Source organism: Sphingomonas sp. NPDC079357 (genome assembly GCF_044901155.1).
Taxonomy (GTDB): domain Bacteria; phylum Pseudomonadota; class Alphaproteobacteria; order Sphingomonadales; family Sphingomonadaceae; genus Sphingomonas.
In genome coordinates this window covers 344,357-362,937 of record NZ_JBJDOM010000001.1, presented here as the reverse complement: position 1 = coordinate 362,937, position 18,581 = coordinate 344,357, and the positions used below count along the sequence as shown (strand labels likewise).

The following is an 18,581-nucleotide window of genomic DNA, read 5'->3' as shown; positions in this document are numbered from 1 at the left end:
TCGAGAAAGGCGAAGTGGATCACTTCCGTGCCGGCTTCTTGGAAACCAGTTCGGTGATCCGCGTGAGCAGCGAGCCGCCGCGTGCGCCGCCGTTGTTCAGCGGCACGGGCTCGTCACCGGTCGCCGCAAGCAGGCGTCCGGCCAGCTCGGCGAGCGGGGCCATGGTCTTCGATCCCTTGCCGGCCGCCGCCATCGGCTTGCCGAGTTTCGCGGCCTGCGACGCCAGTTTGTGGTCATATGGGATCACGACGTCGATCTTGCGTTCGATCGAGCCCTCGAAATCCTTGCGGATCACTTCCTGCTGGCCGGTCGGATGAACGCGGTTGGCGAGTACGCAGACCTGCGAGTGCGGTGCGTTGGTGCGCAGCCACGACAGCAGGCGGATCGTATCGCGCGCCGCCGCGAGCGTCAGATCCGTGACCAGCACAACGGCCTGCACCTCGGTCATGAGATGCGGATGCTGGATCAGCATCGCCCGCGGCAGGTCCATGATGCTCATGTCAAAAGCGCTGCGCAGCTCTTCCTGGAGCTGGTAATAGACCGTACCGTCGGTGACGACCGGGTTGCTGATCGGTGCCTCCGCCGACAACACCGACAATTTGTCGGAGGCCCGAACCAGCGCGCGCTCCAGGAACAATCCGTCGATGCGGCTCGGGTTGTCGATCGCGTCGATCAATCCGCGCCCAGGCTCCAGATCCATGGCAAGCGCGTTGGTGCCGAAATGTACGTCAAGGTCGAGCAAGGCGGTCGAGCGCTTGCCGGACTCGCTCATCTGCCATGCCAGCGAGGTGGCGATCGTCGAGGCGCCGACGCCACCGCGACAGCCGATCACCGCCAGCGCCGAATGAACGCGCTCCACCGCGCTATCGGCATAGCGCGGCGTGTTGAGCATCGCCTGCGCGGAGGCGAATGCGTCGCGGACCGCGTCGACGCCGAGCGGCTTGAGCAGATAATCGTGGATGCCGCTCGCCAGCAGGTCACGATAGAGGCGCACGTCGTTCACCTGCCCGGCGGCGATCACGATCGTCCCGGGCTCGCAGACCTCGGCGAGGCTGTTGATGTCGGCAAGCGGATCGCTGGTTTCGCTCAGGTCGACGAACAGCAATTGCGGGCTCGACGAAACGGCTAGCGTTTGCACCGCCTGCCGCAGCCCGCCCTTGTAGACATTTTCCTGCGGCCAGCCGAGCTCATCGACGATCGCGCGCAGCGTCATGCTGGCGTTGTCGTCGCAGCAGAAGGCGAGAAAGGGTGCTCGGGCGGCGACGCCCGCGACTTTCCAGGGAGCGTTCATATCAGCGTCCCCCCGCCGTCGATTCGGCTTTGACAACCGTGCCGCCGCCGCCGGTCGGTGCCGCCTTGCGCCATACGCCGATCGCCTTGGCCGCGGTGAACGCGGTTGCCGAGCCGTCGTCGCTCTTGCCGCGTAGCAGGTCGTTCGGGTCGGCGACCATGGCCGCCAACGTGCCGTTGATCGCGCAGCCGAAGCTGCCGCTGGTATGTGCGTCGAAGTTGACGAGCGTTGCGGACGGTGCCGGGGTCGCGCAGCTGGGCACCGAGGCACTGCTACGCGTGACGACGACCCGCACGGTGCCGGGAGCAGGAGCCTGCCCCTGCGGCAAGACGTTCGAGCCCAGACGAAGCCCGCGCGCAGTAGCAACCGCCGCAATCTCCGTTCGCGCGGCCGGGGAGCCGCTCGGATCGTCGATCGCGATCGATGCGCCGGGAGCGGGGGCAAGCACGTCGAGCCAGCCGCGCAAGCGCTGCGCTTCGCCACCGGCCAGACCATCCGGCCCGGCGAGCAGATCGAGCGCATAATCGGTCTGCGTGACGACGGGCTGGTGAACGGTTTCCAGCCCTCGATACTCGCCGCAACCGCCGAGCGGCACCGCCGCGGCGATCGAGAGGAGGAGGATGAGCGGACGCGACGTCATGAAAAGCATCCTCACTTGATCGAGAAGCCGGGGGCGGGCGGCGTGGCGGGAGTGGCAGCCCTGGGCTGCGGCCGTTCGGTGGCGCGATTGCCGCTGTCGAGCTTGCCGAGCAACGCGCGCTCGAGATCGGTCGGCGCCTTGTAGCCGTCGGTCGGCAGCTTGACGTCGGCGGCATTGACCGGGCGAACCAGATACGGCGTGATGACAATCACCAGCTCGGTTTCGTTGCGCTGGAAGCCGTTCGACCGGAACAACGCGCCGAGGATCGGCAGATCGCCGATGCCGGGCGTCTTCGTATAGCTGTTGTTGTGCGTGTTCTGCATCAGCCCGGCGATCATGAAACTCTGTCCGGAGCCCAGTTCGACGGTCGTCTCGGCCCGACGCGTGGTCAGCGCCGGAACGCGTGCGCTGCCCACCGACACCGCATTGCCATAGTCGAGCTGCGATACCTCGGGCTTGACGCGCAGCGAGATGCGCCCGTCGGACAGCACCGTCGGCGTATACGCCAAGCTGACGCCGAACTGCTTGTATTCGATCGAGTTGGTGCCGAGCGCCTGCGCGATCGGGATGGGGATTTCACCGCCTGCCAGGAACGTGCCGGTTTCACCCGACAGCGCGGTCAGGTTCGGGCTGGCGAGCGTCGTCACCTGACCCAGCGTTTCGCCGAGATCGAGTGCGCTGATGAATTCGCTGCCGAGCAGGCGTCCAAACAGGCTGAACGTGCCACCACCGGTGCTAAGGATCGGCGGAGTAAAGCTGGTGCCGCCATTCGGCAGGTTCGGGTCGGCGCCGGGCAATATGGTCGTGATCGACCCCTGGCGTCCCAGCCCGAAGCCGAGCGACGGACTGGTCCTGCCCTGGCTGCGCGTGGTGATGTTATTGGCGATGTTCTTGAGGAACGATCGGCTCACCTCCGCGAACTTCACCTGCAGGTTGACCTGCAGCGGCGTCGCCACCTTGATGCGGTTGATGATCGCGATCTTGAGCGCGGCATTGTCGCCGCTCGCATCAACGCCGGGATTGAGCAGGCTCGTCACCAGTCGCTGCGCCTGTTCCGCATCGGCAGGCGCAACGGCATTGCCGTTGATGACCGCGATCTGCCCGACCATCGTGACGTGAAAGTCGCTTCCGGGCAGCGCAGCCTGCAGCATGCGGTCGACCTGCGTGGCATTCTGCGCGACCCGCACCGAAGCGGCATAGATCACCGCTCCGGCACGATCGGTGGCAAAGATCGTCGCTTCGCCATCGGCCTTGCCGAACAGATGAATCTGACGCGGATTGGCGACATAGACGTCGGCGGCGGCGGAATTGGAGGTCCAGACCTCGCTTACCGCAGCCGGCAAGGTGATGAGCTCACCCTCGCCGATCGAGAGCCACTTCTCGATGCTCGGCTTGGTGACGCCGACCGGTGGCAGGCCGCTGCGGACGACGGGCCGCGCGGCAGCGGCGGGGCGTGGTGCGCCGCGTGGCGCTGCGGCCACCGTGGCGGGCGAGAGTGTCGCCGACAGCGTCATGGCAAGCGCCGCGCCGTGGATCAGGGGAGCGCGCATCTCAGTTCTTTCCTGCGACGGAGACTTCGGTCACGGCATTGCCGCGGGCAATTCGCACCTTCGGGCCGGCGGCGACGACCGCGACGGGCAGCCCCGGCACCGATGGGGTGGGTGTCACGGCATTGTTGCGCGGCGGCACGGTGCGGCGCTGGAAGCGCGAGACATCCGCGCCGACCGCATAGGTGGTGTTGCCGGTCTGCGGCGTGTTCGCGACGCGGTCGAGCAGCGCCTCCTCGGTCTTGCCGTCCTTGGCGTCGCCGACACTCACCGCGCCCGAAGCGATCGCGCGATCGAGTTCGGAGGCGTTGTCGGCGATCGAGCGCAGCGACAGCGACAGCGTGCCGATCGTCTGCGCCACCGCGATCTGCTCGGCGATCTTGGGCGTCGCCTCAACCGTGATCGTGGAGAAGGTCTGGACGACGGTGTTGCCCTGATCGTCCTTCTGGTCGGTGGTGCGCTGATCGGTGGCGAGGACGCGCAGATTGCGCATGACCGTCTCGCTGGCGCGCAATGGCGGCCCGTCGCCCTCTACCGACTGGGTTAGGATCAAGTCGATGTGATCGCCGGGGAAGACGAAGCCGGCGACGCTGGTCTGCGCCGACACCGGCACCGTCACCGCGCGCATGCCGGCGCCAAGTGCGGCGGCAAGGAAGCCACGATCGCCGGGCTTGACGAGCTGCCCCTGCGTGACCGGCTGTCCGGCGGTGATCGGCAGGCGGACGACCGTACCGATCAATTTGCCCAGATCGGTGCCGTTACGCATGTAATAAGCGTTCTCGACGAGCTCCTTGGGCCAGGGCTGGAATTTCAGCGCGCTGGCGTCGAGGATCGTGCCGACCGGCAGCGAGCGCGTGGCGACCAGCACCTCCGGCCCGTCGATCTTCGGTACCACCGCCCCCATGGCCGCAGCCTCCGGCGCGGGTGAGCCGACCAGCATCGAGCGCGCGGCGAACGCAGTGATCGCAGCGACCATCAGCGCTCCGACCAGCAGAATGAGCTTGCGACTGTCCATGAATGACCTTGTCCCCGCGCCGCACCGGCAGCGCCTGTGTGACTGCTATTATTGGGTAAATTGGTTAAAGAGCGGTTCGTGAAGCGCGATCAATCCGGCCAGCGCGATCGCCACGCCATACGGCACCTCGATCGCGGCCGTGCTGCGGCGAAGGCGCTGTTCGATCAGCATCGCCAAAGTCAGGCCGCCGCCGATCACCGACATCACGAGCAGCATGTCGAGCAGGTGCAGGGGAGCCAGCCACAGCGACAGCGCGCCGATCAGCTTGACATCGCCACCGCCCATCTGCCCGAGCGCGAACGCCCCCACGAACAGGGCGAAGACCAGCAGCGCGGCTCCGAACTGCAGTGCCATGCCAGGCCAGGGATCGAGCCCGATCGTCAACCACCAGAGCGGCGCGAGCGCCGCGATCGTGGCGTTTTTCCAATTGGCGATCTCGCGCGAACGCACATCCTGTATGCCCGCCGACAGCAGCAATGCGCCCATCGCGGCGGGCAGCAGCCAGACGAGAAATCCCCAAGACATGCCGTATGGAACTAGACGGAATGGTTTGAGAAACCGTAACCATGGCCCGCAATGTCGACGACGACCGATTATGCCGCGCTGCGCCGCGCCGTGCCGAACGATGCGTGCCTGGGCTTCGATACCGCGGCGGACGGCTGGCGCTTGCGACGCTTCTCGCGCGATGGACGAGGGCGCGGTGCGCTGATGTTTCAGGGCGGGCGCGGCGACATGATCGAGAAATATCTGGAGGCGTTTGCCGACTGGCATGAGCGTGGCTGGGCGGTCACTGCCTTCGACTGGCGCGGTCAGGGCGGCTCGGGCCGGCTCTGCACGGACCCGCGGGTCGGTCATTGTGACGACTTCGCACCGTTGGTCGACGATCTGGCCGGGGTCTGGCGGCGCTGGACTTCAGAGCAGGGCGGGCCGCACGTGATCGTCGGTCATTCGATGGGCGGCTATCTGGTGCTGCGGGCCTTGCTGGAAGGAGCGATTTCGGCCGATGCCGTGGTGCTGGTCGCGCCGATGCTGGGACTTCGCTCACCAGTCGGATCGTGGCTGGGCGCGCGGATCGCACAGGCCATGGTACGCGTCGGCGACCCGGCCCGGCCAGCGTGGAAGAGTCATGAGCGGCCCGGCATGCTGCCCCGGCAGCGGCTGCTCACCGCCGACCCGGCGCGTTATGCCGACGAGGAATGGTGGCTCTCGGCACAGCCCGAGTTGCGGCTGGGGCCGCCGAGCTGGGCATGGCTGGCGGAAGCGTTCACCGCCACCGCGCGGCTGCGCGCCGACATTGGCCTTACGACGTTGACGACCCCGGTGTTGATGCTGGTTGCCGACGACGATCGGCTGGTTGATCCGCAGGCGGCGGCGCAGGTTGCGGCACGATTGCCGAATGCAACGCTGCTTCGCTTCGGCCCGGAGGCTGCGCATGAGCTTTTGCGCGAGGCCGATCCGGTGCGGCAACGGGCCATGGCGGAAATAGACGCCTTCCTCGATCGACACGCGGCATGAGCTACGACATCGCGATCGTCGGGGCGGGCATCGCCGGCGCCAGTCTGGCAGCCGCGATCGGTGCGCGCGCGCGCGTGCTGTTGCTGGAGGGTGAGGAGCGGCCGGGATATCATGCGACGGGACGCTCGGCTGCTTTTTGGTCCGAAACCTACGGCGGACCGGATATCCAGCCGTTGACGACGGCCTCGGGTGCGTCGCTTCGGGCGGGCGGTTATCTCGATCCGCTCGGCGCGGTGCATATCGGACGGGACGAGGATGCGCCGGCCGTCGCGGCGTTGCTCGATGAGTTCGCCGCAACGCCGGTCGCGCTGGCGGCGGTCGATCCGACGCCGCTGATCCCAGGCCTGCGTCCGGCGTGGACCCTGGGGGTTAGCGAACCCACCTGCGCCTATATCGACGTGGCAAGGCTGCACGGCGACTATCTGGCCGGGGCCGTGCGGAGCGGAACGACGCTGGTGAGCGACGCGCGGCTGGCAAGGGCGACGCGGCGCGACGGCACATGGCAGATCGAAACCGAGGATGGCCGGATCTTTACGGCAAAAATCCTCGTCGATGCGGCGGGGGCATGGGCCGATGAGGTTGCGGTGCGCAGCGGCATATCCCCGGTCGGCATCACGCCTTTCCGCCGGACGATGGTACAGCTGCAGACCGATCCGCTTGTGCCGGCGACGTTGCCGTTCGTTATCGACGTGAACGGTGGCTTCTATTTCAAACCCGAGACAGGCGGCCGCTTGTGGCTGAGCCCGCATGACGAGCATCCGGTGGCGGCGCATGACGTCGCGGCGGAGGAGCTTGATGTCGCGATCGCGATCGACCGGTTGGAGCGTGCCGTCGACTGGCGCGTGGTGCGTGTCGAGCGACGCTGGGCAGGACTGCGCTCATTCGCGCCGGATCGGTTGCCGGTCTATGGCATGGCCGAGGCTGGCTTTTTCTGGTTCGCGGGGCAGGGCGGCTTCGGCATCCAGACGGCGCCAGCGGCGGCCCGAATCGGTGCGGCGCTGCTGTTGGGCGATTTGGTACCCGACGGGATCGATCCCGGGCGCTACGCTCCGCAAAGGTTTCGGAGCTGAACGGACAATTTAGTCGCGTTTCCGGTCCGGTACCGCCGGCACCTGCGCGAGCAGGGTGAGGAGCGTCGGAATATCGCCGGTGATGTAGGTGTCGGTGGGAACACGCAGGCTGGACCGCAGCGCCCGCCCCATGTTGCTCAACTGCTCCTGACGTTGCCGCTCCTTCGCCTGCACGATGTTGTTCCTACGCCATACGATAAGCCGCGTGCGATGGAGCGGCGAGTGAGGAAACAACCTGCCGCCGGCCGCTGTGTTCCGCTGCGCCGGCCTCAACTCGTCGCGCCGCCGATGCCGGTCGCCGGATCCAAATTGTTCAGTGTGGCGCAACCTTTGCCGGTGGCGGCCATTGTGCAGCCATCGACGATAACGGCTCGCAAAGGTCGCCATGTTGAAGACATTCACGCCCCTCGCTCTCGCCCTGCTGCCACTCGTCGCCGTGGTCGGTGCCGTCTGGAACGTACCCTGATCCGCTAGTTTCGCAGCCCCCCGAAGGCACTGCCATCCCCTCTAACGTGGTGGTGCCAAACAAGAAAAGGCCCGCCCGGAGCAATCCGGACGGGCCTTTTTTCTTGCAGACGATGCGTGAGCCGATCAGCCCTGCACGTCGTCCGACTGAGCCTCGGCGGTTGCGCCGGGCTCGGCGTTGGGATCGTAATCCTCGGTGAAGCCGCCCTGATCGCGACCTTCCTCGAAGACCTGCTGCATGACATCGACGCCCGCCGACTGCATCTCGGCCTCTTCAGGCGAGCGCGCGACGTTGACCTTGACGTTCACGACGACCTCCGGGTGCAGCTGCACCTTGACGTCGTACAGGCCGATCGACTTGATCGGACGGTCCAGCACAACCTGGCTCTTCGTCACCTTGTGACCATCGGCCACCAGCGCCTCGACCAGATCGCGAACCGCGACCGAACCGTAGAGCTGGCCGGTGTTCGACGACTGGCGGATCAGCGTGATCTGCGCGTCCTTGAACGAGCCGGCTTCCTTCTCGGCCTCGCCGCGACGGTTGGCGTTCTCGCTCTCGATGCGGGCGCGATTCGCCTCGAACACCTTGCGGTTGGCTTCGTTGGCGCGCAGCGCCTTCTTGTTCGGGAGCAGGTAGTTACGGGCAAAGCCGTCCTTGACCTTCACCACGTCGCCGATGCCGCCGAGCTTCTCGACGCGCTCAAGCAGGATGATATCCATCTGCTCTTCTCCTTACTTCACGACGTAGGGCAGCAGGCCCAGGTGGCGGGCGCGCTTGATCGCCTGCGCCAGCTCGCGCTGCTTCTTGGCGCTCACCGAGGTGATGCGCGACGGAACGATCTTGCCACGCTCGGACACGAAGCCCTGGAGCAGACGGACGTCCTTATAGTCGATCCGGGGCGCATCCTTGGCGCTGAACGGGCACGACTTGCGGCGGCGGAAAAACGGACGCGCCATTATGCGGCCTCCTCTTCACGGTCACGACGGGGGCCACGATCGCCGCGGTCACCACGCTCGCCACGGCCGCCTTCGCGGTCGCTGCGGCGCTCACGGTCGCGCTCCTGCTTGCGCATCATCACGGTCGGGCCCTCTTCATGGCCGTCGACGCGGACGGTCATGTAGCGGATCACGTCCTCGTTGATGCTGGTCTGACGCTCCAGCTCGGCGACGGTGTCACCCGGTGCGTCGATCTCGAGCATCACGTAATGCGCCTTGCGGTTCTTCGCGATGCGATAGGCGAGCGAACGCAGGCCCCAGGTCTCGGTCTTAACGACCTTGCCGCCACGTTCCTCGACAATCTTGGTGGCGTTTTCCGCCAGCGTGTCCACCTGCGCCTGTGCCAGATCCTGGCGCGCAAGGAACACATGCTCGTACAGAGCCATGCATGTACCTTCATGTTGGCCGATCGCTGACGTGCACCCCATGTGCAACGCCCCTCCGGCTGTCGTTCCAATGGCAAAGGGCGGCAAGGGTGATTCCCTTCCGCCCGACGCCGTCGCGCTATGACGCCAAATCGCGTCCTGCGCAACCGAATGTTGCGGCGCGAATGTTGCGAATGTTGAGACGTTCGCGCGTCGCATTCAACATTCGACCCTCATGACATTCTCATGCCAGAAAGCGCGCCGAATCGCCAGTAGTTGACCCGATACGGGCGCGCAGCCTAGCAGCGCGGGCGATTTTCACGGAGGCCAACATGCGCGCGTTCATCTTTCCCGGTCAGGGCAGCCAGGCGGTCGGCATGGGCGCGGCGCTGGCCGATGCCTCCGCCGTAGCGCGCGAGGTGTTCGGCGAGGTCGACGAGGCGCTGGGGCAGAATTTGCGCCGGTTGATGGCGGAAGGTCCGGCGGACGAGTTGACGCTTACCGAGAATGCGCAGCCCGCGATCATGGCCAATGCGATCGCGACGCTGCGCGTACTGACGCGTGAAGGCAATGTGCGGCTGGCCGAGAAGGCCGATTATGTCGCCGGTCATTCGCTCGGGGAATATAGCGCGTTGTGCGGGGCGGAGGCGCTCGATCTCGGCACGACCGCGCGGCTGCTGAAGACGCGCGGTCGTGCGATGCAGGCGGCGGTGCCGGTCGGCGAAGGCGCGATGGCGGCGCTGCTCGGCGCGGACGTCGAGAAGGCGCAGGCGATCGCGGGCGCGGCGGTCGACCTGATCCTGACGGAAACCGGCGAGACGTTGGTGTGCACCGTCGCCAACGATAACGACCCGTCGCAGGTGGTGATCTCCGGGCATCGCGTGGCGGTGGAGCGTGCGGTGTCGCTGGCGAAGGAGATGGGGGCCAAGCGCGCTTTGTTGTTGCCGGTGTCCGCGCCCTTCCACTGCGCGCTGATGGAGGATGCGGCGCGGGTGATGGAAAGCGCGCTGGCGGAAGCCGATCTGCGTGCGCCGCTGGTGCCGGTGTTCGCCAACGTCGACGCCGTGGCGGTCGCCGATCCGGGCGCGATCCGCCGCTTGCTGGTCGAGCAGGTGACGGGGCGCGTGCGGTGGCGCGAGTCGGTGCTGGCGATGGTCGAGGCGGGCGTGACGGAGTTCGTCGAGTTCGGCGGCAAGGTGCTGTCGCCGATGGTCAAGCGCATCGCGCCGGATGTGGAAACGGTGAGCGTGGTGTCGATGGATGATGTCGAGGCGTTGCTGAAGCGGTTGTGAGTCGCCTTGCGCGGTTCGCGCTGGGCATTTCGACGCGTGGGCTATTGGGCACGTGCTTTGACAAGCTCCGCACGAACGGTGTGGGTGATTTCAGCGTCTAGCCGGGTGTGCCCTCGAACCGGCGCGAGAGGTGGCGGCCGAGGCGGATGAAGGGGCGTTCGACCAGAAACACCGAAAGCAGCACGACGAGCGGCAGTAGCGCGATCGGGAACGGTCCGGTCGGGTAATGCGCGGGCGGCGCGAGGAAGAGCTGCTGCCAGAGATACAGGCTGTACGATCCTGCGCCGATGATCTGAAGGACGCGCCACTCAAGGATTGCCCGCACCCAGCGCAGCGCGTTCCCAGCGAAGATGATATAGGTGACGAGGAACGGCAGCGCGACGATCGCGACCACCTCCAGCCGGGTTAGCGGTCCGAGCACCAGCAGCGCGATCGCGGCCAGCCACAGCGGCGTCGCGGTGGCGCGCTGGCACGCCTGTCGCACCGCCGGGCTGAGCGCGTAGAGCGCGCCCGCCGCAATGCAGCCGAACGACGTGTAGTTGCTGTGGAAGACATGCGGGTTCATCGAGATACCGATCGTGCAGCCGATCAGCGCGGCGATCAGCAACGGCACGCGCCAGCGCGGCGCGGCGAGCGCGATCAGCAATGGCCAGGCGAGGTAGAATTGCTCCTCGACGGCCAGCGACCATGTGTGCGCCACCCACCAGTCGCAATCGACGAAGCCGATGTTGCAGGTAAAGGTCGCGGCGCTCGCGAAGCTGGCGGCGGGCAGCGTGAGCGCACCGGCAGCGGACAGCAGGCCGACCGCCCCGAAATAGGCGAGCAGCGGGGGCAGGATGCGGCAGAAGCGTCGCGCGTAGAAGGCGGCAATGCTGATGCGACCGCGCTTACCCTGCTCGCGCAGCATCAGCGAGGTGATAATGAAGCCGCTGATGACGAAGAACAGCTGGACGCCGATCTGCGCAAGCGGCCCGGAGACGCGCTGTACCAGATGCATCGCCGCCCCGGGCGGCACGGTGAAGCGGAAGTTGATCGCATGCGAGAACACCACGAACCCCGCCGCGATCGCGCGCCAGCCATCGATGCCGCGATGTCGGCGGTGCGGCTGGTCATCGGCATGCGGCATGCTGTCGGCGAGCGCGTCACCGGCCGGATTGAACGTCACCCGCCTTTATCCCCTGTCAGCGTCCCCCCCGGACGATCCGGCTGAACTAGGGCGATAAGCGTGGGACTTCCAGCGCGTCGTTGCGCGGGCTTGTCCGTTGCGGGACTTGCCGGGCGGCGGCGAGGCGATAAAGCGGGCGCGTCATTGTGAAGGATCAGAGATGTTCGACCTGTCAGGCATGACCGCGTTGGTCACCGGCGCATCGGGGGGGATCGGCTCGGCGATCGCCAGGGGGCTTGCGGCACAGGGTGCGCGACTGGCCGTATCGGGATCGAACGTCGCCAAGCTGGAGGCGTTTCTGGCCGAGCTGGGTGGCGACGGACATGTCGCGGTGCCGTGCGACCTGTCGGATGCCGCCGCGGTCGACGCGCTGGTGCCGCAGGCGGTGACGGCACTTGGCGGGCGCATCGACGTGCTGGTCAACAATGCCGGCGTCACGCGCGACAATCTGGCGATGCGGATGAAGGACGACGAATGGGATCAGGTGATCCGCGTCAACCTTGAGGCGGCGTTCCGGCTGATCCGCGCCGCGGCCAAGCCGATGATGAAGCAGCGTTTCGGTCGCGTGATCTCGATCACCTCGGTCGTCGGGCAGACCGGCAATCCGGGGCAGGCGAATTATGCCGCGTCAAAGGCCGGGCTGGTGGGCATGTCCAAGGCGCTGGCGCAGGAACTGGCCAGCCGCAACATCACCGTCAATTGTGTCGCGCCCGGCTTCATCCGTTCGGCGATGACCGACGGCTTGCCCGAGGCGCAGAAAACGCAATTGACGGCGCGCATCCCGGCGGGCGATCTGGGCACCGGCGAGGACATCGCCGCCGCGGTCGTCTATCTGGCCTCGAAGGAAGCTGGTTACGTCACCGGGCAGACCATCCACGTCAATGGCGGGATGGCGATGGTTTGAGCCATCCGCCCGGCAAGCGCCGCACACGCGGACTTGTCAGGCGGGTTAACGGGCTCTACCTGCGTTCAGGAAATTTAAATCACCCCCCCAAATCGAAAGAGGGAAAGTTATGAGCGAGACCGCCGACCGCGTGAAGAAGATCGTCGTCGAGCATCTCGGCGTCGAAGCCGACAAGGTGACCGAGGACGCGAGCTTCATCGACGATCTGGGCGCGGACAGCCTCGACATCGTCGAGCTGGTCATGGCGTTCGAGGAAGAGTTCGGGGTGGAAATCCCGGACGACGCCGCCGAGAAGATCTCGACCGTCAAGGACGCGATCACCTATATCGACGAGCACAAGGGCTAAGGCCCTGATGCGCCGGGTGGCGGGGCTTCTCGTCCCTGCCGACGCCCGGCCGTCGAACAGATTTGAGCGGCTTCCCGTCCTTCGCTAGAGGATGGGGAGCCGTTTCGTTTATGAAGACCGCCGGATGCGTGGGAGAGGCGCAAGGGGCGGGAAGAAGGGAAGCCTATGCGTCGCGTCGTCGTCACCGGACTTGGCCTCGTCACCCCGCTGGGAGCGGATGTGGAAACCGCCTGGGCGAATCTGATCGCCGGTAAATCGGGCGCGGGTCCGATCACGCGCTTCGACACCACCGGGCAGAAATGCCTGATCGCGTGTGAGGTGAAGCCGAAGGACCATGAATACGGCTTCGATCCGGACAAGCGCGTCGACCACAAGGTCCAGCGGCAGGTCGATCCGTTCATCGTCTATGGCATCGACGCCGCCGGGCAGGCGCTGGAAGACGCCGGGCTGACCGAGATGGACGAGGAGATGCGGATGCGCGCGGGCGTGTCGATCGGCTCGGGGATCGGCGGGCTGCCGGGGATCGAAATCGAGTCGGTCAACCTCCACGAGCGCGGCCCGGGCCGCGTCAGCCCGCACTTTGTGCATGGCCGTCTGATCAACCTGATTTCTGGGCAGGTTTCGATCAAATACGGGTTGATGGGACCGAACCACGCGGTCGTCACCGCCTGTTCGACCGGCGCGCATTCGATCGGGGACGCGGCGCGGATGATCCGCGATGACGATGCCGACATCATGCTGGCGGGCGGTGCGGAGAGCACGGTCAACCCGCTCGGTGTCGCCGGCTTTGCGCAGGCGCGCGCGCTCAATTGCAGCATGAACGACCGGCCCGAACAGGCCAGCCGGCCCTATGACAAGGACCGCGACGGCTTCGTGATGGGCGAGGGCGCGGGCGTGCTCGTGCTCGAGGAATATGAGCACGCCAAGGCGCGCGGCGCGAAGATCTATGCCGAGGTGGTCGGTTACGGTCTGTCGGGCGATGCCTATCACGTCACCGCGCCGCACCCGGAGGGCAAGGGCGCGGAGCTGGCGATGCGGATGGCGCTGCGCAAGGCGGGAATGACCCCGGCCGACATCGACTACATCAACGCGCATGGCACCTCGACGATGGCCGATACGATCGAGCTGGCGGCGGCAAAGCGTGTGTTCGGCGACGATCTGTCGGGCGCGTCGATGTCGAGCACCAAGTCGGCGATCGGGCATCTGCTGGGCGGCGCGGGCGCGGTGGAGAGTATCTTCTGCATCCTCGCGCTGCGCGACCAGATCGTGCCGCCGACGCTGAACCTCGACAATCCCGATGAGGGTACCGAGGGGGTCGATCTCGTCCCGCATCATGCCAGGAAGCGGCCGGTGCGCGCGGTGCTGAACAATTCGTTCGGTTTCGGCGGCACCAATGCCTCGCTGGTGATGAAGGCGGTCTGAGGCCACGACCATGCGCAGGCTCGGCTGCTTCGCTCTTGTCGCCGGCCTGTTGCTGATCGCGACCGGCTTTTGGGTCGGGTATGGCTGGAAGGGCGCGGGGCCATTGCCGCGCGCCGCCAATGTCGAGGTCGCGGAAGGGTCGAGCCTCGCCGCCGCGGCGCGGACGCTGGAGAAGGCCGGGGTGATCGCCTCGGCCCGCCGCTTCCGCGTGCAGGCGCGCATCTTCGGATCGGGCGCGCCGATCAAGGCGGGCGAATATGCGTTCCCCGACCATGCCAGCGCGGCGCAGGTGCTTGCGATCCTGCAGGGCGGCAAGGCGGTGCAGCGGCTGGTGGTCGTGCCGGAAGGCTTGCCGTCGGTGATGGTACGCGATGCCTTGATGAAGGCCGAGACGCTGACCGGCGATGTCGAGGTGCCCGCCGAAGGCTCGGTGCTGCCCGACGGTTACACGTTCGAGCGTGGCGAGCCGCGTGCGGCGGTGCTCGCGCGGATGCAGGCGGCAATGCGGAAATATCTCGCGGCGGCGTGGAAGACGCGCAAGCCGGCAGCGGTGGTGACGACGCCTGCGCAGGCGATCATTCTCGCCTCGATCGTCGAGAAGGAAACCGCGAAGCCCGAGGAGCGGCGGACGGTGGCGGCGGTTTACGGCAACCGGCTGCGGCTCGGGATGCCGTTGCAGGCCGATCCGACTGTTATCTACCTGATCACCAAGGGCCGGCCGCTGGGCCGGCGTATCCGGCAATCGGAACTGCGCGCCAAGAACGGGTATAATACCTATGCCGAGGCGGGCCTGCCGGTTGGGCCGATCGCCAATCCGGGACGACTGTCGATCGACGCGGTGTTGAATCCGGCGCAGACGAAGGCGCTGTACTTCGTCGCCGACGGCAGCGGCGGGCACGTATTCGCCGACACGCTGGCCGAGCATAATGCCAATGTGAAGAAGTGGTACGCGATCCGCCACGCGCGCGGGGAGATGTAGGCAGATATCGTCATTTCCGGCGCAGCGAAGCAATCCGGGGCCGGGCCAGGACCCCCCGGGATTTTACGCTACGCTTTCAAAGACGAAGGCCTAATGTTGGGTGTAGCGCGGGCGACGAGGCGAGTGGGACGCTTGCCCCCTGATGCCTCGCCGCTGCTGCCCCAGCGGCGCTGGCCTTTTCGACACACCCGCGTGTAAGGCGTCGGTATGACGGAGCAATCTTCATCGCGCGGCGGGCCATTCGGATGGACGCCGGGGCGGATACGGGCATTGCTCCGCTCGCAACGGCCGCGCGCGCGGCGATTGCGCGCGCGGCTGGCGATCCTCACCGGCGCGGTGGCGATCGGGCTTGCGGCGACGGTGTTCGCGCTGGCGGCGGATGCGTGCGGCGAAATTTTCACCGGGATGGCGCGGCGCTATCGGTGGTTGCCGCTGGTGACGACGCCGCTGTCGTTCGGGGCATTGGTGTGGCTGACGCGGCGTTACGTGCCGCTGGCGCGTGGCTCGGGCATCCCGCAGGTGATGGCGGCGCAGGCAGATCCAGAAGCGGCGACACGGTCGTTGGTGTCGCTGCCGACGGTAATCGGCAAGGCGGCGCTGACGCTGGCAGCGGTGCTGTCGGGCGCGTCGGTGGGTCGCGAGGGGCCGACGGTGCAGATCGCGGCGGCGGTGATGGGGCTGACGCACCGTATCCTGCGCGTCCCATTGCGCGCGGGGGTGCTGATCGCGGGTGGCGCGGCCGGGGTTGCGGCGGCGTTCAACACCCCGCTGGCCGGTTTGCTGTTCGCGATCGAGGAACTCGCCTCCGCCTATGAGCAAAAAGTGACGTTGCTGGTGGTGGGCGCGATCGTGATCGCGGGCATGGTCGCGCAGTCGGTGCAGGGCGACTATCTCTATTTCGGGCTGGTCGGCGCTCATATGCCGATCGGGTCGGCGCTGTTGGTCGCTGGCGTCGCCGGGCTGGTCGGCGGCGTTTCGGGCGGTGCGTTCGCGCGCGTCATGCTGGCGCTTGCCAACGGCGCGCATCCACTGGCGGCATGGAGCAAGCGCCGCCCGGTGTGGTTCGCGGTCGGGTGCGGCGTGGTGGTCGCGGTGCTGGGATGCGTAACCGGGCTGACATGGGGCACCGGCTACAGCGCAGCGCGCGCGATGATCGGCGGGGTGGATGCGCCGCTGTGGTTCGGGCCGGTCAAGCTGCTGGCGACGCTTGCCACCGCTATCGCGGGCTTGCCCGGCGGGATCTTCGCACCCTCTCTGGCGGTCGGGGCGGGGATCGGCAATCTGCTGCGTCCGATCTTCTCCGACTCGCCGGCTTCGGCGGTGGTGATCCTCGGCATGGTCGGCTATTTCGCCGGGGTGGTCCGAGCGCCCTTGACGGCGGTCATCATCCTGGCCGAGACTACCGGCAGCCGTGGTCTCATGCTGCCAATGTTCGCCACCGCCTTTGTCGCCGACGGCGCTAGCCAGTTCATCTGTCGTGAGAAATTGTACCACGGCCTTGCGCGCACCTTTGCGCTGCCCCTGCACAAATAGCTTGGTGAACCTGACTTTATATCGTATACGAATGCGATTGATCAGGAGGATGATGTGGTTTCAGGTTCGAGCATGTGGACGGGCGTCTATCCGGCAGCGACGACGCAGTTCGCGGCTGATGGTTCGGTGGATATCGATGCGACGCAGCGCTCTCTGGTAGCGCTGGTCGAGGACGGCGTGGATGGGCTGATTCTGCTCGGCACCTGCGGCGAGAACAACTCGCTGGATGTCGCGGAAAAGCACGCGGTGCTGCGTGCGGGCGTCGAGGCGGTCGGCGGGCGCGTGCCCTTGGTGTGCGGCGTGTCCGAGTTCACGACGCACCGCGCGGCGACCTTCGCGAAGGAAGTCGAGGAGATCGGCATCGACGCACTGATGCTGCTCCCCGCGATGGTCTATGTCCCGACGCCCAACGAGCTGGCGACGCATTTCCGCACCGTGGCGGAAGCGACCGGCCTGCCGATCATGCTGTACAACAACCCGCCCGCGTATCGCGTTTCGGTTGACTTCAACACGCTGGAGCTGCTGGAGCCGGTCAAGAATATCGTCGCGGTCAAGGAAAGCGCGCCCGATCCGCGCCGCTTCACCGACGTCATCAATCGCTTCGGCGACCGCTATATCGTGATGGCGGGGCTGGACGATGTCGCGCTCGAAGGCATGTTGCTGGGCGCGAGCGGCTGGGTATCGGGGCTGACCAGCGCCTTCCCGCAGGAGTCGGTGGCGCTGATCGCGGCGGTCTATCGCGGTGACTGGGAAGAGGCGCGGCGCATCTATCGCTGGTTCATGCCGCTGCTCCACCTCGATGCCGAGCATGATCTGGTTCAGTCGATCAAGCTGGCCGAAGAGATCATGGGCCGCGGGTCGGAGCGCGTTCGCCTCCCGCGCCTGCCGCTGGAAGGCGCACGCCGCGCCGAGGTGATCGCCATGGTCGAGAAGTGCGCGGCGACGCGGCCGACGCTCAAGGCGGCACTCGCCGCCTGATGCGCCACACCTTCTTCTGCATCGACGGCCACACGGCGGGCAATCCCGTCCGTCTGGTGGCCGGCGGCGCTCCGCTGTTGCGGGGCGCCAGCATGGCGGAGCGGCGACAGGACTTTCTGGCGCGGTTCGACTGGATCCGCACTGGCCTGTGTTTCGAGCCGCGCGGGCACGACATGATGTCGGGCGGGTTCCTGTATCCGCCGTGCGGCGATGCGGATGCGGCGATCCTGTTCATCGAGACGTCGGGGTGCCTGCCGATGTGCGGGCACGGGACGATCGGGATGATCACCTTCGGGCTGGAAAACGGCCTGATCACCCCGCGCGAACCGGGCCGGCTGCGCGTCGAGGTGCCCGCGGGCGTGATCGACATCGAGTATGTCGCGGAGGGTAATCGGGTCCGCTCGGTCAGGATCCGCAACGTGCCCGCCTATCTGGCGACGCAGGGGCTGAAGATCGACGTGCCGGGATTCGGCGCGCTGTCGATCGACGTCGCTTATGGCGGCAATTACTACGCGATCATCGAGCCGCAGGGGGCGTACACCGGGCTCGACGATCTGGGCGCGGCGCGGATCGTCGAACTGAGCCGGACGATCCGCGAGCTGGTGCGCGCGGTGTATGAGCCGGTCCATCCGCTGGAGCCGACGATCCGCGGGGTCAGTCATGTGCTGTGGGCCGACAAGCCGAAGGGCGAGGGTGCGGACGGGCGCAACGCGGTGTTCTATGGCGAGCGCGCGATCGATCGCAGTCCGTGTGGAACCGGTACCTCGGCGCGGCTTGCGCATCTGGCGGCGACCGGGCGGCTGAAGGTCGGCGACCGGTTCGTGCATGAGAGCTATATCGGTAGCCGCTTCATCGGACGCGTCGAAGCGGAGACGAGGATCGGCGAGCAGGCGGCGATCGTGCCGTCGATCGAGGGCTCGGCGATCGCGACGGGATTCAACACGATCTGGATCGATCGTGAGGATCCGTTCTTCGCGGGATTTACGGTGGTGTGATCGCCGCTACCCTCGGTCATTCCCGCGAACGCGGGAATCCAGACGCGCTGGTCTTCGCAAATG

Annotated in this window: 20 protein-coding genes; 10 read left to right on the top strand and 10 right to left on the bottom strand. The window is 66.7% G+C overall.

The window, feature by feature from the left end:
* Positions 1-19: 19 nt before the first annotated feature.
* Genes ACI2JO_RS01620 through ACI2JO_RS01600 form a run of 5 tightly spaced genes read right to left on the bottom strand, consistent with a single transcriptional unit; the run spans position 20 to position 4,979 of the window.
* Positions 20-1,291: a P-loop NTPase gene (locus ACI2JO_RS01620; RefSeq protein WP_404719011.1), complete on the bottom strand. Its 1,272-nt coding sequence runs from the start codon at positions 1,289-1,291 to the stop codon at positions 20-22.
* A gap of 1 nt (position 1,292) precedes the next feature.
* Positions 1,293-1,931 carry a CpaD family pilus assembly lipoprotein gene (locus ACI2JO_RS01615; protein WP_404719010.1) on the bottom strand — a complete coding sequence of 213 codons (639 nt, stop codon included), beginning with the start codon at positions 1,929-1,931 and terminating at the stop codon, positions 1,293-1,295.
* 11 nt (positions 1,932-1,942) lie between these two features.
* Positions 1,943-3,481, bottom strand: coding sequence for a type II and III secretion system protein family protein (locus ACI2JO_RS01610; RefSeq protein WP_404719009.1), 1,539 nt, complete (start codon positions 3,479-3,481; stop codon positions 1,943-1,945).
* Between the two features lies 1 nt (position 3,482).
* Positions 3,483-4,493 (bottom strand): Flp pilus assembly protein CpaB, encoded by a 1,011-nt coding sequence (gene cpaB, locus ACI2JO_RS01605; protein WP_404719008.1) that lies wholly within the window; start codon positions 4,491-4,493, stop codon positions 3,483-3,485.
* Positions 4,494-4,541: 48 nt separating this feature from the next.
* On the bottom strand, positions 4,542-4,979 hold the full coding sequence (locus tag ACI2JO_RS01600; protein WP_404719007.1) for a prepilin peptidase: 438 nt from the start codon (positions 4,977-4,979) through the stop codon (positions 4,542-4,544).
* A gap of 90 nt (positions 4,980-5,069) precedes the next feature.
* On the opposite strand from ACI2JO_RS01600, the gene ACI2JO_RS01595 reads away from it, so the two are divergent.
* Positions 5,070-6,008 (top strand): alpha/beta fold hydrolase, encoded by a 939-nt coding sequence (locus ACI2JO_RS01595; protein WP_404719006.1) that lies wholly within the window; start codon positions 5,070-5,072, stop codon positions 6,006-6,008.
* Positions 6,005-7,078: an NAD(P)/FAD-dependent oxidoreductase gene (locus ACI2JO_RS01590; protein WP_404719005.1), complete on the top strand. Its 1,074-nt coding sequence runs from the start codon at positions 6,005-6,007 to the stop codon at positions 7,076-7,078. The genes ACI2JO_RS01595 and ACI2JO_RS01590 overlap by 4 nt, the downstream gene beginning before the upstream one ends.
* A gap of 9 nt (positions 7,079-7,087) precedes the next feature.
* Here the strand turns inward: ACI2JO_RS01590 and ACI2JO_RS01585 are convergent, their stop codons facing one another.
* The 4 genes from ACI2JO_RS01585 to rpsF all read right to left on the bottom strand — a co-directional run bounded on the left by ACI2JO_RS01585 (position 7,088) and on the right by rpsF (position 8,925).
* Positions 7,088-7,480 carry a hypothetical protein gene (locus ACI2JO_RS01585; protein WP_404719004.1) on the bottom strand — a complete coding sequence of 131 codons (393 nt, stop codon included), beginning with the start codon at positions 7,478-7,480 and terminating at the stop codon, positions 7,088-7,090.
* Between the two features lie 189 nt (positions 7,481-7,669).
* Positions 7,670-8,263, bottom strand: a complete 594-nt coding sequence (rplI, locus tag ACI2JO_RS01580; protein WP_404719003.1) for a 50S ribosomal protein L9 — start codon at positions 8,261-8,263, stop codon at positions 7,670-7,672.
* A 12-nt stretch (positions 8,264-8,275) separates the two neighbouring features.
* Complete coding sequence (gene rpsR / locus ACI2JO_RS01575; protein WP_007403456.1) at positions 8,276-8,500, bottom strand: 30S ribosomal protein S18; 225 nt, start codon at positions 8,498-8,500, stop codon at positions 8,276-8,278.
* Complete coding sequence (gene rpsF, locus ACI2JO_RS01570; RefSeq protein ID WP_404719002.1) at positions 8,500-8,925, bottom strand: 30S ribosomal protein S6; 426 nt, start codon at positions 8,923-8,925, stop codon at positions 8,500-8,502. Before rpsF ends, rpsR begins: the two co-directional genes overlap by 1 nt.
* A 311-nt stretch (positions 8,926-9,236) precedes the next feature.
* Between rpsF and fabD the strand changes: the two genes are divergently transcribed.
* Positions 9,237-10,196, top strand: a complete 960-nt coding sequence (fabD, locus tag ACI2JO_RS01565) for an ACP S-malonyltransferase (protein WP_404719001.1) — start codon at positions 9,237-9,239, stop codon at positions 10,194-10,196.
* Between the two features lie 97 nt (positions 10,197-10,293).
* On the opposite strand, the gene ACI2JO_RS01560 is transcribed toward fabD, so the two are convergent.
* Positions 10,294-11,361, bottom strand: a complete 1,068-nt coding sequence (locus ACI2JO_RS01560) for an acyltransferase family protein (RefSeq protein ID WP_404719000.1) — start codon at positions 11,359-11,361, stop codon at positions 10,294-10,296.
* Between the two features lie 160 nt (positions 11,362-11,521).
* Between ACI2JO_RS01560 and fabG the strand changes: the two genes are divergently transcribed.
* From fabG to ACI2JO_RS01525, 7 genes are all read left to right on the top strand, one after another.
* Positions 11,522-12,265: a 3-oxoacyl-[acyl-carrier-protein] reductase gene (fabG, locus tag ACI2JO_RS01555; RefSeq protein WP_404718999.1), complete on the top strand. Its 744-nt coding sequence runs from the start codon at positions 11,522-11,524 to the stop codon at positions 12,263-12,265.
* Between the two features lie 109 nt (positions 12,266-12,374).
* Positions 12,375-12,611 (top strand): acyl carrier protein, encoded by a 237-nt coding sequence (locus ACI2JO_RS01550; protein ID WP_028056834.1) that lies wholly within the window; start codon positions 12,375-12,377, stop codon positions 12,609-12,611.
* Positions 12,612-12,776: 165 nt separating this feature from the next.
* Positions 12,777-14,033: a beta-ketoacyl-ACP synthase II gene (gene fabF, locus ACI2JO_RS01545; RefSeq protein WP_404718998.1), complete on the top strand. Its 1,257-nt coding sequence runs from the start codon at positions 12,777-12,779 to the stop codon at positions 14,031-14,033.
* A 10-nt stretch (positions 14,034-14,043) separates the two neighbouring features.
* Complete coding sequence (mltG, locus tag ACI2JO_RS01540) at positions 14,044-15,012, top strand: endolytic transglycosylase MltG (protein ID WP_404718997.1); 969 nt, start codon at positions 14,044-14,046, stop codon at positions 15,010-15,012.
* Between the two features lie 207 nt (positions 15,013-15,219).
* On the top strand, positions 15,220-16,545 hold the full coding sequence (locus ACI2JO_RS01535; RefSeq protein WP_404718996.1) for a chloride channel protein: 1,326 nt from the start codon (positions 15,220-15,222) through the stop codon (positions 16,543-16,545).
* Between the two features lie 72 nt (positions 16,546-16,617).
* Positions 16,618-17,523: a dihydrodipicolinate synthase family protein gene (locus ACI2JO_RS01530; RefSeq protein WP_404720304.1), complete on the top strand. Its 906-nt coding sequence runs from the start codon at positions 16,618-16,620 to the stop codon at positions 17,521-17,523.
* Positions 17,523-18,518 (top strand): 4-hydroxyproline epimerase, encoded by a 996-nt coding sequence (locus tag ACI2JO_RS01525; protein ID WP_404718995.1) that lies wholly within the window; start codon positions 17,523-17,525, stop codon positions 18,516-18,518. Before ACI2JO_RS01530 ends, ACI2JO_RS01525 begins: the two co-directional genes overlap by 1 nt.
* The last annotated feature ends 63 nt before the right edge of the window (positions 18,519-18,581 follow it).

Excerpts from the sequence above, each read along its gene's own strand:
- ACI2JO_RS01550 (WP_028056834.1), top strand. The coding sequence starts at position 12,375 with ATGAGCGAGACCGCCGACCGCGTGAAGAAGATCGTCGTCGAGCATCTC.
- ACI2JO_RS01530 (WP_404720304.1), top strand. The coding sequence starts at position 16,618 with ATGTGGACGGGCGTCTATCCGGCAGCGACGACGCAGTTCGCGGCTGAT.
- fabF (WP_404718998.1), top strand. The coding sequence starts at position 12,777 with ATGCGTCGCGTCGTCGTCACCGGACTTGGCCTCGTCACCCCGCTGGGA.
- ACI2JO_RS01525 (WP_404718995.1), top strand. The coding sequence starts at position 17,523 with ATGCGCCACACCTTCTTCTGCATCGACGGCCACACGGCGGGCAATCCC.
- rpsR (WP_007403456.1), bottom strand. The coding sequence starts at position 8,500 with ATGGCGCGTCCGTTTTTCCGCCGCCGCAAGTCGTGCCCGTTCAGCGCC.
- ACI2JO_RS01590 (WP_404719005.1), top strand. The coding sequence starts at position 6,005 with ATGAGCTACGACATCGCGATCGTCGGGGCGGGCATCGCCGGCGCCAGT.
- ACI2JO_RS01615 (WP_404719010.1), bottom strand. The coding sequence starts at position 1,931 with ATGACGTCGCGTCCGCTCATCCTCCTCCTCTCGATCGCCGCGGCGGTG.
- fabD (WP_404719001.1), top strand. The coding sequence starts at position 9,237 with ATGCGCGCGTTCATCTTTCCCGGTCAGGGCAGCCAGGCGGTCGGCATG.
- mltG (WP_404718997.1), top strand. The coding sequence starts at position 14,044 with ATGCGCAGGCTCGGCTGCTTCGCTCTTGTCGCCGGCCTGTTGCTGATC.
- rpsF (WP_404719002.1), bottom strand. The coding sequence starts at position 8,925 with ATGGCTCTGTACGAGCATGTGTTCCTTGCGCGCCAGGATCTGGCACAG.
- ACI2JO_RS01610 (WP_404719009.1), bottom strand. The coding sequence starts at position 3,481 with ATGCGCGCTCCCCTGATCCACGGCGCGGCGCTTGCCATGACGCTGTCG.
- cpaB (WP_404719008.1), bottom strand. The coding sequence starts at position 4,493 with ATGGACAGTCGCAAGCTCATTCTGCTGGTCGGAGCGCTGATGGTCGCT.
- ACI2JO_RS01620 (WP_404719011.1), bottom strand. The coding sequence starts at position 1,291 with ATGAACGCTCCCTGGAAAGTCGCGGGCGTCGCCGCCCGAGCACCCTTT.
- rplI (WP_404719003.1), bottom strand. The coding sequence starts at position 8,263 with ATGGATATCATCCTGCTTGAGCGCGTCGAGAAGCTCGGCGGCATCGGC.
- ACI2JO_RS01595 (WP_404719006.1), top strand. The coding sequence starts at position 5,070 with ATGTCGACGACGACCGATTATGCCGCGCTGCGCCGCGCCGTGCCGAAC.
- ACI2JO_RS01600 (WP_404719007.1), bottom strand. The coding sequence starts at position 4,979 with ATGGGCGCATTGCTGCTGTCGGCGGGCATACAGGATGTGCGTTCGCGC.
- fabG (WP_404718999.1), top strand. The coding sequence starts at position 11,522 with ATGTTCGACCTGTCAGGCATGACCGCGTTGGTCACCGGCGCATCGGGG.
- ACI2JO_RS01535 (WP_404718996.1), top strand. The coding sequence starts at position 15,220 with ATGACGGAGCAATCTTCATCGCGCGGCGGGCCATTCGGATGGACGCCG.